The organism is Pseudomonas sp. Z003-0.4C(8344-21) (assembly GCF_900104975.1).
GTDB lineage: Bacteria > Pseudomonadota > Gammaproteobacteria > Pseudomonadales > Pseudomonadaceae > Aquipseudomonas > Aquipseudomonas granadensis.
Genome location: NZ_LT629756.1, coordinates 5234147 through 5247764 on the forward strand (window position 1 = coordinate 5234147; position 13618 = coordinate 5247764).

At 59.6% G+C, this 13618-nt stretch carries 13 protein-coding genes; 5 read left to right on the plus strand and 8 right to left on the minus strand.

Annotation, left to right across the window (positions count from 1 at the left end; all coding sequences use genetic code 11):
* Window position 1: 1 nt before the first annotated feature.
* Together BLU24_RS23690 and BLU24_RS23695 are read right to left on the minus strand one after the other, a co-directional pair.
* Window positions 2-1183 carry an amino acid ABC transporter permease gene (locus BLU24_RS23690; RefSeq protein ID WP_093104531.1) on the minus strand — a complete coding sequence of 394 codons (1182 nt, stop codon included), beginning with the start codon at window positions 1181-1183 and terminating at the stop codon, window positions 2-4.
* Window positions 1184-1249: 66 nt separating this feature from the next.
* A complete protein-coding gene (locus BLU24_RS23695; protein ID WP_090281876.1) occupies window positions 1250-2281 on the minus strand; it encodes an amino acid ABC transporter substrate-binding protein in 1032 nt (343 codons plus the stop codon).
* Window positions 2282-2749: 468 nt separating this feature from the next.
* Here BLU24_RS23695 and BLU24_RS23700 point away from each other — a divergent pair, with 468 nt between their 5' ends.
* From BLU24_RS23700 to BLU24_RS23720, 5 genes are all read left to right on the plus strand, one after another.
* Window positions 2750-3406, plus strand: coding sequence for an alpha/beta hydrolase (locus BLU24_RS23700; protein WP_093104534.1), 657 nt, complete (start codon window positions 2750-2752; stop codon window positions 3404-3406).
* Window positions 3407-3502: 96 nt separating this feature from the next.
* On the plus strand, window positions 3503-4993 hold the full coding sequence (rhlB, locus tag BLU24_RS23705; protein ID WP_093104537.1) for an ATP-dependent RNA helicase RhlB: 1491 nt from the start codon (window positions 3503-3505) through the stop codon (window positions 4991-4993).
* A 117-nt stretch (window positions 4994-5110) separates the two neighbouring features.
* Window positions 5111-6055: an ornithine cyclodeaminase family protein gene (locus BLU24_RS23710; protein WP_093104540.1), complete on the plus strand. Its 945-nt coding sequence runs from the start codon at window positions 5111-5113 to the stop codon at window positions 6053-6055.
* Window positions 6056-6204: 149 nt separating this feature from the next.
* The gene (locus BLU24_RS23715) at window positions 6205-7332 is read left to right on the plus strand and encodes an NAD(P)/FAD-dependent oxidoreductase (protein ID WP_090281872.1); all 1128 of its coding nucleotides are present in this window, start codon (window positions 6205-6207) and stop codon (window positions 7330-7332) included.
* Window positions 7333-7422: 90 nt separating this feature from the next.
* Entirely contained in the window at window positions 7423-8049 is a 627-nt protein-coding gene (locus tag BLU24_RS23720; RefSeq protein WP_093104544.1) for a helix-turn-helix transcriptional regulator, read from the plus strand.
* A gap of 108 nt (window positions 8050-8157) precedes the next feature.
* Here the strand turns inward: BLU24_RS23720 and BLU24_RS23725 are convergent, their stop codons facing one another.
* The 6 genes from BLU24_RS23725 to BLU24_RS23755 form a co-directional block, all read right to left on the minus strand.
* A complete protein-coding gene (locus BLU24_RS23725) occupies window positions 8158-8934 on the minus strand; it encodes an ABC transporter substrate-binding protein (protein WP_093104546.1) in 777 nt (258 codons plus the stop codon).
* Window positions 8935-9228: 294 nt separating this feature from the next.
* A complete protein-coding gene (moaE, locus tag BLU24_RS23735; RefSeq protein ID WP_038357637.1) occupies window positions 9229-9681 on the minus strand; it encodes a molybdopterin synthase catalytic subunit MoaE in 453 nt (150 codons plus the stop codon).
* A 3-nt stretch (window positions 9682-9684) separates the two neighbouring features.
* Window positions 9685-9927, minus strand: coding sequence for a MoaD/ThiS family protein (locus BLU24_RS23740; protein ID WP_093104551.1), 243 nt, complete (start codon window positions 9925-9927; stop codon window positions 9685-9687).
* A complete protein-coding gene (gene moaC, locus BLU24_RS23745; protein WP_093104563.1) occupies window positions 9924-10397 on the minus strand; it encodes a cyclic pyranopterin monophosphate synthase MoaC in 474 nt (157 codons plus the stop codon). Before moaC ends, BLU24_RS23740 begins: the two co-directional genes overlap by 4 nt.
* A 238-nt stretch (window positions 10398-10635) precedes the next feature.
* Complete coding sequence (locus tag BLU24_RS23750; protein WP_090281867.1) at window positions 10636-12030, minus strand: PhoH family protein; 1395 nt, start codon at window positions 12028-12030, stop codon at window positions 10636-10638.
* 337 nt (window positions 12031-12367) lie between these two features.
* Window positions 12368-13492: a polysaccharide deacetylase family protein gene (locus tag BLU24_RS23755; protein ID WP_093104565.1), complete on the minus strand. Its 1125-nt coding sequence runs from the start codon at window positions 13490-13492 to the stop codon at window positions 12368-12370.
* Window positions 13493-13618 lie beyond the last annotated feature (126 nt).

The following is a 13618-nucleotide window of genomic DNA, read 5'->3' on the forward strand; positions in this document are numbered from 1 at the left end:
CTTACCGCTCGATCAGCGCAATGCGCTTGTTGTACCAGTTCATCAGCAGGGAAATGCTGATACTGATCGCCAGGTAGACGCTCATGGTGATGGCAATCACTTCGATCGCCTGACCGGTCTGGTTGAGCACGGTGCCGGCGAACAGCGAAACCATTTCCGGGTAACCGATACCGGCCGCCAGCGAAGAGTTCTTCGCCAGGTTCAGGTATTGGCTGGTCAGCGGCGGGATGATCACGCGCAGGGCTTGCGGAATGATCACCTTGCGCAGGGTCGGGCCGTTGCGCAGGCCGAGCGAACGTGCCGCTTCGGTCTGGCCGTGGCTGACCGACTTGATCCCGGAACGCACGATCTCGGCGATAAACGCTGCGGTATACACGGTCAGGGCCAGGGTCAACGCCAGCAGTTCCGGGATCAACACCCAGCCGCCGACAAAGTTGAAGCCCTTGAGCTCAGGCATTTCCCAATGCAGCGGAGCGCCGAAAATCAGCGCGCACAAGGTCGGGATCACCAGCAGGATCGCCAGGCCGGCCCAGAACTTGTGGAACGGCACGCCGGTGTCTTCGAAGCGCTTGTTGGCCCAGCGGGTCATCAGCACGATGCCGATGATCGCCACCACAATGCTGATCACGAAGGCCCAGAAGCCATCGGCAGCCAGTGCGGCCGGCATGTTCAGGCCACGGCTGCTGACGAAGAAGGTATCGCCGAAGTTGTGGCTGTTGCGCGGCCCCGGCATGGTCAGGAACACCGCGAAGTACCAGAACAGGATTTGCAGCAGCGGCGGAATATTGCGGAACACTTCCACATACACCGTCGCCAGTTTGGCAATGATCCAGTTCTCCGACAGCCGCGCTACACCGACGATGAAACCGAGGATCGTCGCCAGGATCACGCCGATAAAGGTCACCAACAGGGTGTTGAGCAGGCCGATGACAAACACCCGCGCGTAGCTGTCCGCTTCGGTGTAGTCGATAAGGGTTTGAGCGATGCCGAACCCGGCACTGCGCTCCAGAAAGCTGAAGCCGGAGGTGATGCCCCGGTGCTGAAGGTTGGTTTGCGTATTGTCGAACAGGTACCAGCCAAGCGAGACCACCGCCACAACGGTGATGATCTGGAATAGCCACGCACGCACTCGTGGATCGCTGAGGCTGAGCCTCTGCTTTGGTGCGCCGATTGAATTTTGCATGAAGTGCCCCGGAAGAAATGGAACAAGAACATCACCCGGCGGTTGGCCCGCCGGGCGATAGAACCATTAGCGCACTGGTGGTGCGTACTGAATGCCGCCGTTGTTCCACAGGGCGTTCAAGCCGCGGTCGATTTCCAGCGGAGTGCTCTTGCCGAGGTTTTTCTCGAAGATTTCGCCGTAGTTGCCGACTTGTTTGACGATCTGTACTACCCAGTCCTTCGGCAGTTTCAGGTCTTTGCCGTACTCGCCGTCAGCGCCGAGCATACGGGCTACGTCCGGGTTCTTGGTCGACTTGGCTTCTGCTTCGACGTTCTTCGAAGTGATGCCGGCTTCTTCTGCATTGAGCAGTGCGTAGCCGACCCAACGGACGATGGCCAGCCACTCGTCGTCGCCGTTACGCACGACCGGGCCCAGAGGTTCTTTGGAAATGGTTTCCGGCAGAACCACGTAGTCCTTCGGCGAGGCCAGCTTGCTGCGCTGGGCAAACAGCTGCGACTTGTCGGAGGTCAGCACGTCGCAACGACCGGATTCCAGCGACTTGGCGCTTTCATCGGAGGTGTCGAAAGTGATCGGGGTGTATTTCAGACCGTTGCCACGGAAGTAGTCGGAAACGTTCAGCTCGGTGGTGGTACCGGCCTGGATGCAGATGGTCGCGCCGTCCAGCTCTTTGGCACTTTTCACGCCCAGCTTGTTGTTAACCAGGAAGCCGATACCGTCGTAGTAGGTGATGAAGCCCGGGAATTTCAGGCCCATGCCCGCGTCGCGAGAGCTGGTCATGGTGGTGTTGCGCGAGAGGATGTCGATCTCGCCCGATTGCAGCGCGGTGAAGCGCTCCTTGGCGTTCAACTGACTGAACTTGACCTTGCTCGCGTCGCCGAAAACGGCGGCGGCCACAGCGCGGCAGACGTCAGCATCGATGCCGAGGATCTTGCCGGTTGCGTCCGGTACCGAGAAGCCTGGCAGACCGTCGCTCACGCCACACTGCACGAAACCTTTCTTTTGTACCGCATCCAGGGTTGCACCCGCCTGAGCGAACCCGCTGACGCCGAGTACTGCTGCAGCAGTCACGACCGCCAGAGTGGATTTCAACATCTTCATTCAAACCTCCAGTTTTGCTCTTGTTGTGTCGGAGCTTGAGTCCAGTCGCACCCTTTTGAGGCGTTGTTGACCCGTGTTGGCTTTTTTTGGGGTCAACCGACGTAAGACCTTCGCTATGAGTCTAGTAGGAGAAAATCCACATCATGGATCACTCACTTCTCACCAATCGGCCGAACGGGCTGTAGCCCTTTCACGTTCGCTAAGCCCGTAGCGGCCATTGGCGAACATCCATCACCGGATTCGTTGCTGTCCCATCGCGCGACGTAGACTGATAGTGTTACCGCCACGCGTAGGACGCTTCGTACAGAAACCTCCATAGCAAACGCCGTACCACACCGCTTGCCAAAGTGTTTGCGCGACACGTCAATAGCAAAACTTGTAACCTTGCGACATCTTCTTAACGGATCAACCGGGCGCGCACTTCCATCACGCACTCAATGAGAGCGCCCGCACATTTTTGGAGCAGCCATGACCGAGCCCTTGATTCTTCAGCCTGTTAAGCCCGCAGATGCCTGCGTGATCTGGCTGCACGGCCTCGGCGCCGACCGCTATGACTTCCTGCCGGTGGCCGAGGCGCTGCAGGAAAGTCTGCTGAGCACACGCTTTGTGCTCCCGCAGGCGCCGACCCTTCCGGTGACGATAAATGGCGGATATGCCATGCCCAGCTGGTACGACATCAAAGCCATGAGCCCGGCCCGGGCGATTGACCGTGACCAGCTGGAAGCGTCAGCGGATCGCATCATTGAATTGATCGAAACCGAGCGCGCCAGCGGAATAGACGCCTCGCGGATTTTTCTCGCCGGCTTTTCCCAGGGTGGCGCCGTGGTGCTGCACACCGCTTTTGTGAAGTGGCAGGGGCCATTGGGTGGGGTTCTGGCGTTGTCGACCTACGCGCCGACGTTCAGCGATGAACTGGAATTATCCGCCAGTCAGCAGCGGATTCCGGCGCTGTGCCTGCACGGCCAGTTCGATGGCGTGGTGCAGAACTCGATGGGCCGCAGCGCCTACGAGCATTTGCTGAAGCATGGTGTCACCGTGACATGGCAGGAATACCCAATGGAGCACGAAGTGTTACCCGAAGAAATTCGCGACATCGGTGTCTGGTTGAGCGAACGCCTGCGCTAAGCGTCGGCTTTATTGGCAGCCTTTGCGCCTCCCCCTACGCCGCGCCCGTTTCTTGCATTACACTGGCCGGCGTACATTCCTTAACCAACTGATGAGATGACCGTGCTCAAAGCACTCAAGAAGATGTTCGGTAAAAGCGAGGCTGAGCAGCTCGCGCCAGTTCCCAGTGCGCCGTCGCACGCCGCCGGTCATCGCAACGATGCCGCGCAGGCCGACCGCACCGCTCACGTAGCGGCACCGAAGCCAGAACCGAAACAACCGCCGCAACCCGCCACGGCCGCGCCAATCGCCGCCGAGCCCGCACGCAGCGAAGCGCCGAAACCGGCCAGACCACGCCGCGAACCGAAGCCCAAGGCCCCGGTGATTCCATGGAAACTCGAAGACTTCGTCGTCGAGCCCCAGGAAGGCAAAACCCGCTTCCACGATTTCAAACTTTCCCCAGAACTGATGCACGCGATCCAGGATCTGGGCTTTCCGTATTGCACGCCGATCCAGGCGCAGGTGCTCGGTTACACCCTCGCCGGCAAAGACGCCATCGGCCGCGCGCAGACCGGCACCGGCAAGACCGCCGCGTTCCTGATCTCGATCATTACCCAGCTGTTGCAGACGCCACCGCCGAAAGAACGCTACATGGGTGAACCCCGTGCGCTGATCATCGCGCCAACCCGTGAGCTGGTGGTGCAGATCGCCAAGGACGCCGCTGACCTGACCAAATACACCGGCCTCAACGTGATGACTTTCGTTGGCGGCATGGATTTCGACAAGCAGCTCAAGCACCTCGAAGCGCGGCACTGCGACATTCTCGTGGCGACCCCGGGCCGCCTGCTCGATTTCAACCAGCGTGGCGACGTGCACCTGGACATGGTCGAAGTAATGGTGCTGGACGAAGCCGACCGCATGCTCGACATGGGTTTCATCCCGCAAGTCCGGCAGATCATTCGCCAGACCCCGCCGAAGTCCGAGCGCCAGACCCTGCTGTTCTCCGCGACCTTCACCGAAGACGTGATGAACCTCGCCAAGCAGTGGACCACCGATCCGGCGATTGTCGAAATCGAAATCACCAACGTCGCCAACGAGAATGTCGAGCAGCACATCTACGCCGTAGCCGCTGCCGACAAATACAAACTGCTCTACAACCTGGTCAACGATAACGGCTGGGAACGGGTCATCGTGTTTGCCAACCGCAAGGACGAAGTGCGCCGTATCGAAGAGCGTCTGGTGCGCGACGGCATCAATGCCGCGCAACTGTCCGGCGACGTGCCGCAGCACAAGCGCATCAAGACCCTGGAAGGTTTCCGCGAAGGCAAGATTCGCGTACTGGTCGCCACCGATGTGGCCGGTCGCGGCATTCACATCGATGGCATCAGCCATGTGATCAACTTCACCCTGCCGGAAGTCCCGGACGATTACGTGCACCGCATTGGCCGTACTGGTCGCGCCGGGGCCGATGGGGTGTCGATCAGCTTCGCCGGCGAGGACGACTCCTACCAGTTGCCGTCCATCGAAGAAAAGCTCGGCCGCAAGATCAGCTGTGAAACGCCGCCGACGCATCTGTTGCGCCCGGTTGAGCGAAAGCGTCCGCAGTAAGCGACGCTCGACAAAAAAGCGCAGCCGGCAACGGACTGCGCTTTTTTTTCGCCCGCGTATTGCTCGAAAGAACTAAAAGTCCATAATGGAAAAATAAGTTTAATTTCGGAGCGCATCATGTCCAGCACGCCCTACGTGATCGACCAGGCCCAGGCTCGTGAACTGCTGGCCCAGATCGATGTGCCGCAGATTTTGCGCAAGCTGTTCCGCGATCTTGCGGCCGGCAGCGCCGTGCAGCCGGCGCAGCAATGGGTGGAATTTCCGCAAGGCGCCGGCGATTTCATCAACTATCTGGGAGTGCTGGCCGAAGACGGCGTGTACGGCGTGAAGACTTCGCCGTACATCGTCCGCGAGCAAGGCGCGCTGGTGACAGCGTGGACACTGCTGATGTCGATGCAAACCGGCCAGCCACTGTTGCTGTGCGATGCCGGCGAACTGACCACCGCGCGGACTGCGGCGACCACCGCTGTGGCGATCGACGCCCTTGCCCCCGTAAACGCTACACGGCTGGCAATAATCGGCAGCGGCAAGGTTGCCCAGGCGCATCTGCACTATGTGAAACCGTTGCGCGACTGGCAAAGCATCAGCGTGTATTCGCCCTCCTTGCTGGAAGATGCTGAAACACAGGCCGCATTGAAAGCCATCGCGCCGAGGCTGAAAATCGCCGCTAGCCGCGAAACCGCTCTCGCTGATGCAGACGTCATCATGCTGTGCACGTCGTCCGCCGGGCCGGTGATCGAGCCGGCCGAGTTGAGCAGACCGGCACTGATTACCTCGATCAGCACCAACGCCCCGCGCGCGCACGAAGTGCCGCCGCAAAACCTCAACGACATGCTGGTGTTCTGCGACTATCGTCTGACCACACCAGGTTCGGCGGGTGAAATGCTGATTGCGGCTGAGCAGCATGGCTGGAGCAAAGATTCAATTGTGGGCGACCTGGCGGATCTGCTCAGCGAGAAGGTGCAGCGTCCCGATTACCGGCGTCATGTGTTTTTTCGCTCGATCGGTTTGGGGCTGGAGGACATTGCCCTGGCCAATGCCATTTATCACCTTCATCACTGAACGCACAAAGCCCCTGTAGGAGTGAGCCTGCTCGCGATCGCGGTATATCAGACGATGCATCGTTGAATGATAGATCGCTATCGCGAGCAGGCTCACTCCTACAGGGGACAGTGCAATTTCTGAATATGGTGTACACACCGGAGCCCCTTATGAACCAGGCAGATTTCATCATCATCGGCGGCGGAATTGCTGGCGCTTCCACCGGTTTCTGGCTGTCACCACACGCCAAAGTCATTGTCCTCGAGCGTGAATCCCATCCGGCCTATCACTCCACTGGCCGCTCCGCCGCGCTGTTCACCGCGGCTTATGGCACGCCACAGGTGCGCGCGCTGACTCAAGCCAGCCGTGCGTTTTTCGACCATCCACCGGCCGGTTTCTGCGAACACCCATTGCTGACGCCACGCGGCGAAATGACTGTGGATTTCACCGGTGACGCCGCCGAATTGAACAACCAATACCTCAGCGCCAAAGCCACCGTGCCGCAGATGCAACTGCTCAGCGCCGACGAAGCCTGCGCGCGCCTGCCGATTCTGCGCCGGGAAAAAGTCCACGGCGCAATCTACGATCCGAGCGCCAGCGATATCGATACCGATGCTCTGCATCAGGGTTACCTGCGCGGCATCCGCCGCCACAACGGCGAAGTGCACACCGACTGTGAAGTGCTCGGCCTGAGCCGCGACGCCGAAGGTTTGTGGCACGTTCAAACCAACGGCCAGACGTTCAGCGCCCCGGTGATCATCAACGCCGCCGGCGCCTGGGCCGACAAGATCGGCACTATGGCCGGTGCAACTGCGCTGGGCCTGCAACCGAAACGCCGTGCCGCGTTCATCTTCGCCGGGCCTGAGGGCGTCGATATTCATCACTGGCCGATGCTGGTCAGCCTCGACGAGTCCTTTTACATGAAGCCCGACGCTGGGATGTTTCTTGGCTCGCCGGCCAACGCCGATCCGGTCGAACCGCATGATGTCCAGCCCGAAGAACTGGACATCGCCATGGGCATCTATCAGATCGAAGAAGCCACCACCCTGACCATTCGCCGCCCGACCCGCACCTGGGCCGGGTTGCGCAGCTTTGTCGCCGACGGCGATTTGCTCAGCGGTTTCGATCCGCGGGTGCCGGGGTTGTTCTGGGTGGCGGCGCAGGGTGGCTACGGCATTCAGACGTCGCCGGCGATGGGCCAGGCCAGCGCGGCACTGGTGCGTGGCCAGCCACTGCCCGAACACCTGCAGCAATTCGGGCTGAACAGCGCCATGCTCTCCCCTGCTCGCCTGCGCTGAATCCCTGCGGTGACGCGCGCCACGGATTGCGGCACACTCCCTGCGCCTCCTGATCACGGAGGCGTTGACGCTGCCTGGAGCTCCACTGTCATGACCGCCCCCGAACTCGACCCGGCGCTGGATAACTTCCGCGCCATCGCCGATGCCATCGCCACGCTGTTTTTCCCGCATGCCGAAGTGGTGTTGCATGACCTGCGAACGCAGAAGGTCGACTACATCGCCAACAACCTGTCAAAACGCGAGATCGGCGACGATTCGTCACTGGAAGACATGCTCAGCGAGGATGTCAGCGATCGCAACATCGGCCCGTACGAAAAGCTCAATTGGGACGGTCAGAAGATCCGCAGCCTGAGCAGCGTCCTGCGCGACAGCGAAGGCGCACCGCTGGCGGTGCTGTGCATCAACCTGAATATTTCATTGTTTGAAAATGCCAAGGCAGCGCTCGATCTGTTCCTCTCACCGAGCAAACTGATCCCGCAACCGGACTCACTGTTTCGCGATGACTGGCAGGAACGCATCAACACCTTCCTGCATGCCTGGCTGCGCGAACGCCAGTTGAGCCTGAATGTGCTGAACCGCGATCACAAACGTGAACTGGTGCTGGCGCTGCACGCCGAGGGTGCGTTCAAGGGCAAGAGCGCCTCGAACTATGTGGCCAATGTGCTGAATATGGGGCGGGCGACGGTGTACAAGCATTTGAAGGAAGTGAAGGGCTAGATATCTGCATTGGCAGGTGCGGCCCCATCGCTGGCAAGCCAGCTCCCACAGGGGTTTTGTGGCGTTCACAAATCCTGTGGGAGCTGGCTTGCCAGCGATAGCGGACTATCAATCGCCGTAGATATCGGTGTTGAAATACTTCTCGGAAATCTTCTGATACTCGCCACTCGCACGAATGCCATCGATGGCCCCGTTCAACTGGCTGACCAGTTCCGAGTTGCCTTTGCGCACCGCAATCCCCGCGCCTTCGCCGACATACTTCGGATCCTTCAGCTCCGGCCCTACAAACGCATAGCCCTTGCCGCGAGGCATCGATAGAAAGTCATTCAGCGGAATGGTGTCGGCAAAAATCGCGTCGAGCCGCCCTGCCGCGAGATCCATGTAGATCTCTTCATTGTTGCTGTAGCGCTTGACGTTGACGCCCTTGGGCTCGAACACCTCGGTGGCAAACCGATCAGTGGTGGTCGCGCGCTGGACGCCGACATTCTTGCCCTTGAGGCTGGCGTATTGATCATCGACGCTGGCGCCTTCTTTCATCACCAGACGCGAAGACGTGAAGTAATACTTGTGGGTGAAATCCACCGACTTCTTGCGATCTTCGTTGATGGTCATCGACGACAGGGCCATGTCGATCTTTTTCACTTTCAGCGATGGAATCAGCCCGTCGAATTCACCCTCGACCCATACACACTTGACCTTCATTTGCGCGCAGAGGGCATTACCGATGTCGTAGTCGAAACCGACGATTTCGCCCTTGTCGGTTTTCGAGGCGAATGGCGGGTAAGCGGCTTCAATGCCGATGCGCAGGGTTTTCTCGGCGGCGAAGGCGCTGGCGCAGGCCAACAGACTGAGGGCCAGGCCGGTGATGAGGGGGAGTTTCTTCATGTTCGTTCTCTCGCGGGGTTGTTGTTGGTTTGGCGAAGAAGAGCAGTTACAAGCGACGGGCAATAAGCGGCAAGACAGCAGCTTTTTTGTACTTGGAAATCCATACTGGACTCAAAGGTACAAATCGTCAATCAGGTACGAGAGAGTGTCTTCGAGGTTTTTGGTGTTGCAGATGGCGCAATCGCTGGCAAGCCAGCTCCCACAGTTGCAGCAGTGCATAAAAAACAGGTGCACGACGCAAACCCTGTGGGAGCTGGCTTGCCAGCGATGGCGGATTTGAAGGCGCTAGAGGAGTTACTTTTTCCAGCGATCCGCCGCCGCATGATCACTGTCCCGCCCCTCCACCCAACGCGGGCCGTCGCTGGTGTTTTCTTTCTTCCAAAACGGCGCGCGGGTTTTCAGGTAGTCCATGACGAAGGCGCAGGCGTCGAAGGCGGCCTGGCGATGAGCGCTGGCGGCGCCGACGAAGACGATCGGCTCGCCCGGCTCCAGCGCGCCGATGCGATGCAACACTTCCAGCTTCAGCAGCGGCCAGCGCTGTTCGGCTTCGATAGCGATCTTGCCCAGGGCTTTTTCGGTCATGCCCGGATAGTGCTCGAGAAACATCCCTGCCACGTCGAGGCCGTCGTTGAAGTCGCGGACATAACCGACAAAACTCACCACCGCGCCGACGCCGACGTTGGCCGCATGCATGGCATTGACCTCAGCACCTGGATCGAACGGCGTGGCCTGCACGCGAATCGCCATGGCTCAGCCTCCGGTCACGGTGGGGAAAAACGCCACTTCGTCGCCGTCGGCTACCGGCTCGTCGAGCTGACAGAGATCTTCGTTGCGGGCGCACATCAGGTTCTGCTCGCGCAACACCTCGGCGCCGTCACGTTGCGCCAACAGGCTGCGCACGTCGTCAATCGTGGCGAAATCGCCTTCAACCTTTACCGAGTCGACGCCCAGCGCTTCACGGTATCGAGCGAAAAATTTCACGGTCAGGTTCATGGCTGCTCCGCCTGAAAGTGGCCGCTCTTGCCGCCGACTTTTTCCAGCAGGCGCACGCTTTCGATGGTCATGCCGCGGTCCACGGCTTTGCACATGTCGTAGATGGTCAGGGCGGCGACGCTGGCGGCGGTCAGCGCTTCCATCTCCACGCCGGTCTGCCCGGAGAGCTTGCAGCGGGCAATAATGCGCACGCTGTCTTCACCTTCGGCGCTCAGCTCGACCTTGACGCCGGTGAGCATCAGCGGATGGCACAGCGGAATCAGATCGCTGGTTTTCTTCGCCGCCTGAATCCCGGCAATGCGCGCCACGGCGAATACATCACCCTTGGGATGGCCGCCGCTGACGATCATCTGCAGGGTTTCAGGGAGCATGCGCACCAGCGCTTGGGCTGTCGCTTCACGGAACGTCACGGCTTTTTCGGTGACGTCGACCATGTTGGCGCGACCTTGGGAATCGAGATGAGTCAGCACGGAATTACTCCTGATCAGGAGCGTGGATTGTAAACCCGTGGGTCAGATATCCGCGAGCGCGATTACCGCCTCACCCTAAATCCCTGTAGGAGTGAGCCTGCTCGCGATAGCGGTATGACATTCAGCATTCATGGTGGCTGATGCACCGCTATCGCGAGCAGGCTCACTCCTACATTGGTTTTGTGTTCGGCATAAAAAAACCGGGCGGCTTGAGGGCCGCCCGGTTTCGTTTGAGGCGTTACAGATGAGATTCGGCGTATTCGGCCAGAATCGAGCGAGGCACCCCTTGCAGGGTGATGTGCACACCGTTGGGGAAATCCTTGAAGCGTTCGGTCAGGTAGGTCAGCCCGGAACTGGTCGCGGACAGGTAGGGAGTGTCGATCTGTGCGAGGTTGCCCAGGCACACCACTTTCGAACCGGCGCCGGCACGGGTGATGATGGTTTTCATCTGGTGCGGCGTCAGGTTCTGGCATTCGTCGATCAGGATCAGGCTCTGCTGGAAGCTGCGACCGCGAATGTAGTTGAGCGATTTGAACTGCAACGGCACTTTGCTGAGGATGTAATCGACGCTGCCATGGGTGTTTTCGTCATCCATGTGCAAGGCTTCGAGGTTGTCGGTGATGGCGCCCAGCCAAGGCTCCATTTTTTCCGCTTCGGTGCCGGGCAGGAAGCCGATTTCCTGGTCCAGGCCCTGCACGCTGCGGGTGGCGATGATGCGCCGGTAGCGCTTGCTGACCATGGTCTGCTCGATCGCCGCGGCCAGGGCCAGAATGGTTTTACCGGAACCGGCAGCGCCGGACAGGTTGACCAGGTGAATGTCCGGGTCGAGCAGCGCGTACAGCGCCAGGCTTTGGTAGATGTCGCGTGGCTTGAGCCCCCAGGCTTCCTGGTGCAACAGCGGTTCCTGATGCAAATCGAGGATCAGCAACTTGGCTTCATCGATCTCTTTGATCCAGCCGACGAAACCCTGTTCGTCGATGATGAACTCGTTGATGTGCACTGCCGGCAGGTTGTCGATCAGTTGCACTTGATGCCAGGTGCGGCCGTGATCCTGGCGGGTGTCGACCTTGCTCACGCGGTCCCAGAACGAGCCGGTCATGGTGTGGTAGCCATTGGGCAGCAGGGACACGTCATCGACCAACTGGTCGGTGCTGTAATCCTCGGCATCGATGCCGCAGGCGCGCGCCTTGAGGCGCATGTTGATGTCTTTGGTGACCAGCACCACTGGCTTTTGCGGGTCGCGGGCGTGCAGGTCGATCAGTTGGTTGATGATTTTGTTGTCGTTCAGATGCTCGGGCAGAATCAGGTTCGATTCGGCCTGCTTGCTCATCAGAATTGACAGCAAGCCCTTCGGGCCGCCCTTGCCGCGCTGGATCGGCACGCCCAGTTCGACGTCTTCGGGAGACGCATCGCCCAGGGTCTTGTCGATCAGCCGGATGGCCTGGCGGCATTCGGCGGCAACGCTGTGGTGCCCGCTCTTGAGCTTGTCGAGCTCTTCGAGCACGGTCATCGGGATGGCAACGTGGTGTTCTTCGAAATTCAGCAGGGCGTTTGGATCGTGAATCAATACGTTGGTATCGAGTACATACAGGATTGGCTGGTTGGAGGAAGGGCTACGTCCGTGATCATCCATACTCGGTCACCTATGTCAGAGCCAGTAGACGCAATACCTGAGCGGTGCTGCGCCTCGAAGTGACTGCCGAAATCTCACCTGCGGAGATTCAAGTGACTGCAAACAAACGGGTCTTGGAAGACGCCACCTGTGTTGCAGGTTTCGGCGGTCTGTCTTCGTAATACTCCAAAACCGATGACATAAAAAAGTACTTTGACGGTTTTTTTAAGTTTATTTTGCAGAGTGACGAAAAGCCCTTGGCGGACTCACCAGACACCGCTAAAGTCGGAAGTCCGCCTGCATCGAATTCCTCTTGAAAATCGCCCTAAGCCCCATGTTTCCGGGCCCCTTGCCATTTTCATCGAAACGCGTCCTGACAGTCTTCCCAGCCGATGCCGCTTTGCGCGGTTTGCGTGATCAGCCACGGCAACGAGGTCTTCACCGCATCCTGTTTCATGTTGAAATTGATCACACCGTGGCGCCATAACAGCATCAGGGTCAGGACTCGCTGCGCGCTCGCCGGGCCCTTGAGCCTGCCAGCGCCGTCCTGAGCATCAATGTCCCACAGGGCAACTTGCAGGCCCTGGGAGTTGAAGAAGCCTTGCGCATCGCTGCGACGCTGGCCTTCGGGCGGGCGGAACAGCGGCACGTAGTTTTCCGGCAGTTTGTTTTTCACCAGATCGGCGCTGCGCCGCACCGAGTCCTGCCAGTCCTGCCAGTGGCTGTGGGAGCGGAACTCCCAGCCTTGCACGCCTACGCACTGGGTCGAAAAACTCGCTTGCAGGCTGCTGACCGAACGATCAGCCAGCCGCGCCTGAATATCCTTGCCCAATACGAAGAACGTGCCGCTCATATTGGATTTGCGCAGGTACTCGGTGAGCCAGTCGGTGTTGTCCGGTTGGACGTTGGCGGCGCTGTCGAAGGTCAGCAGAAACAGGCGATCGTGCATGTCGTCGCCGTTGCGCTCATAGTCGCCGAAACGATCGACTTCGCTGCTGGTTTGCGGAAACAGCGCAGCCTTGCGCAGCAGTTCATCCAGATATTGCAGATGGAAGATCCGGCTCGGTTCGGCCCACTTGGTGTAATAGCTGTCGTCGCTGACCACGAACTTGGCGGCTTGCTCACGCAGCGTCGGCAGGTCCTCGACGAGAAAGCAGAACGAGGCGTCCTGGTCGCAGCTTTGCTGGGCATGGTTGTAATTGGCGAGCAGGCGCTGCCAGAGACGTTGGCGCAATTGATTGACCGCGTCGATATTGACCGTGCGCAGCCCAAGGCGCTGGGCCAGCGCGGCCTCGTCGATCGACTCGGTGCCGAGCAGGCCACGGGCAAACATCAGAATTTCTGCGCGTGACGCGACGTCAAACAGCGTCGGGCTGCTGAGCTGTTCTGGCCAGGTGCTGCGGTCCAGCGTCGCCGGATCGCCGGGCGCGGCGACGGCAGCGAAACTCAACAGCCAGGCGGTGAATAAAAGAACAATGCGCAAGGGGACGTCTCCATAACAAAACCCGCGCGGCACTATAGCTGATGTGCACGGCTCAAGGTCGCTACCCTCACCCCAGCCCTCTCCCGGGGGAGAGGGAGCCGACCGAGTCGTTCTTTCGATATCCGC

Bases quoted from the DNA above. Each gene is read 5' to 3' on its own strand.
- BLU24_RS23740 (WP_093104551.1), bottom strand. From the start codon at position 9,927: ATGAACCTGACCGTGAAATTTTTCGCTCGATACCGTGAAGCGCTGGGC.
- BLU24_RS23700 (WP_093104534.1), top strand. From the start codon at position 2,750: ATGACCGAGCCCTTGATTCTTCAGCCTGTTAAGCCCGCAGATGCCTGC.
- moaE (WP_038357637.1), bottom strand. From the start codon at position 9,681: ATGGCGATTCGCGTGCAGGCCACGCCGTTCGATCCAGGTGCTGAGGTC.
- BLU24_RS23710 (WP_093104540.1), top strand. From the start codon at position 5,111: ATGTCCAGCACGCCCTACGTGATCGACCAGGCCCAGGCTCGTGAACTG.
- BLU24_RS23750 (WP_090281867.1), bottom strand. From the start codon at position 12,030: ATGGATGATCACGGACGTAGCCCTTCCTCCAACCAGCCAATCCTGTAT.
- BLU24_RS23690 (WP_093104531.1), bottom strand. From the start codon at position 1,183: ATGCAAAATTCAATCGGCGCACCAAAGCAGAGGCTCAGCCTCAGCGAT.
- rhlB (WP_093104537.1), top strand. From the start codon at position 3,503: ATGACCGTGCTCAAAGCACTCAAGAAGATGTTCGGTAAAAGCGAGGCT.
- BLU24_RS23715 (WP_090281872.1), top strand. From the start codon at position 6,205: ATGAACCAGGCAGATTTCATCATCATCGGCGGCGGAATTGCTGGCGCT.
- BLU24_RS23695 (WP_090281876.1), bottom strand. From the start codon at position 2,281: ATGAAGATGTTGAAATCCACTCTGGCGGTCGTGACTGCTGCAGCAGTA.
- BLU24_RS23725 (WP_093104546.1), bottom strand. From the start codon at position 8,934: ATGAAGAAACTCCCCCTCATCACCGGCCTGGCCCTCAGTCTGTTGGCC.
- BLU24_RS23720 (WP_093104544.1), top strand. From the start codon at position 7,423: ATGACCGCCCCCGAACTCGACCCGGCGCTGGATAACTTCCGCGCCATC.